A 1,538-nucleotide genomic window follows, 5' to 3' on the forward strand; every position below is an offset into this window, starting at 1 on the left:
CGGCGACCGCGAGCTGCACGAGCCGGGCCTGGACCTGGCCCGCCCCACCGCGTGGCTCATGGGCAACGAGGCCTGGGGCCTGCCCGAGGCGACCCGCGCGCTGGCCGACGAGGTCGTCCGCGTGCCGATCTACGGCCGCGCGGAGAGCCTCAACCTGGCGACCGCCGCCGCGGTCTGTCTGTACGCCACCGCTTACGCGCAGCGCGCCGGTGGGCTAGCGTGACCGCGAGCACGGGGGGTGTTCACGGAGTGACCGACGTCGATCTCGACGAGCTGCCGGACGGACTCATCGTCGCCGGGCCGGACGGCCGGGTGGAGTACGTCAACGGCTTCGTCCGCCAGCTCGCGCGCGCCCAGGGCGACGAGATGCTGGGCATGCACCTGGCCGAGGCCCTGCCCTTCGACGACCTCAACGGGCACTCGTGGTTCGAGTGCGTCGACCCCTACGGCGGGCTGGCGACGCGCACCCGCATCTCGGAGCAGTCGTGGTGGTCGCCGCGGGGCAGCGAGTACCTCATCACCGCCCGGCTGGTGCGCGAGAAGCCGCTCGGGCCGGTCGTGCGCCTGGTCGTCTCGGTGCGCAACGCGCGCATCCGCAACCAGCGCGACCGCGAGCGCTCCGACCTCATCGCCACCGTCGCCCACGAGCTGCGCTCGCCGCTGACCGGCATCAAGGGCTTCGTCTCCACGCTGCTGACCAAGTGGGACCGCTTCTCCGACGAGCAGAAGCAGTTCATGCTGGCCACGGTCGACGCCGACGCCGACCGGCTCACCCGGCTCATCACCGAGCTGCTGGACGCCGCGCGCATCGACTCCGGACGCCTGACGCTGCGCCGCGGCCCGGTGCAGCTCGACGACCTCGCCGCCCGCGTCCTGGCCGGCGTGTTCGTGACCGGCGGCTGGGAGGGCGAGCTGGAGGTGCCCGAGGACGTCCCGGTCGTGTGGGGCGACGCCGACCGCATCACCCAGGTGCTGGCCAACCTGGTCGAGAACGCCGTGCGTCACGGCCAGGGCCTGCGCGCCCTCGTCGTCCGCCCGGAGGTCCTTGAGGGCGAGCCGGGCGTGCGGCTGCTCGTGCGCGACCGGGGACCGGGCATCCCCGAGGAGTCGCGCATGCGGATCTTCAGCCGGTTCTGGCGCTCCGGCCCCGGCGCCGGCACGGGCCTGGGCATGTACATCGTGCGCGGCATCGTCGACCAGCACGGCGGCCACATCGACGTCGAGGACGCCGAGGGCGGGGGAGCGGAGATCAGCTTCTGGCTCCCGGTGGCCGAGCCGGCCGAGCTGAGCGACTGAGCGGTCCGCGCGGGGCTCCCGCGCGCCGCCGCCGGTGCGGACGCCACTAGGATCGACGGGTCCCGCGTACGTCCTGCAGAGAGGTCCGCCATGTCGGCCCCCAACTCCGAGTACGACCCCGTCGAGGTCACGCCGCTGCGTGCCGACGAGGTCGAGCGCGCCCGCGACGAGGCGCTCGCGGCGATCGCCGCGGCGAGCACGCTCGAGCAGCTCAAGCAGGTGCGGCTCGACCACGCCGGCGA

2 protein-coding genes are annotated in these 1,538 nt (G+C 73.9%); both read left to right on the forward strand.

The annotated features are described in order from the left end of the window. A partial coding sequence (locus tag AC2W7G_RS16000; RefSeq protein WP_485869308.1) for a TrmH family RNA methyltransferase occupies window positions 1-223 on the forward strand: 223 nt, incomplete at its 5' end. Between the two features lie 26 nt (window positions 224-249). Continuing rightward, window positions 250-1,296 carry a sensor histidine kinase gene (locus tag AC2W7G_RS16005; protein ID WP_485869309.1) on the forward strand — a complete coding sequence of 349 codons (1,047 nt, stop codon included), beginning with the start codon at window positions 250-252 and terminating at the stop codon, window positions 1,294-1,296. Window positions 1,297-1,538 lie beyond the last annotated feature (242 nt).

The organism is Aeromicrobium sp. PFPM2_SD2 (genome assembly GCF_057364525.1).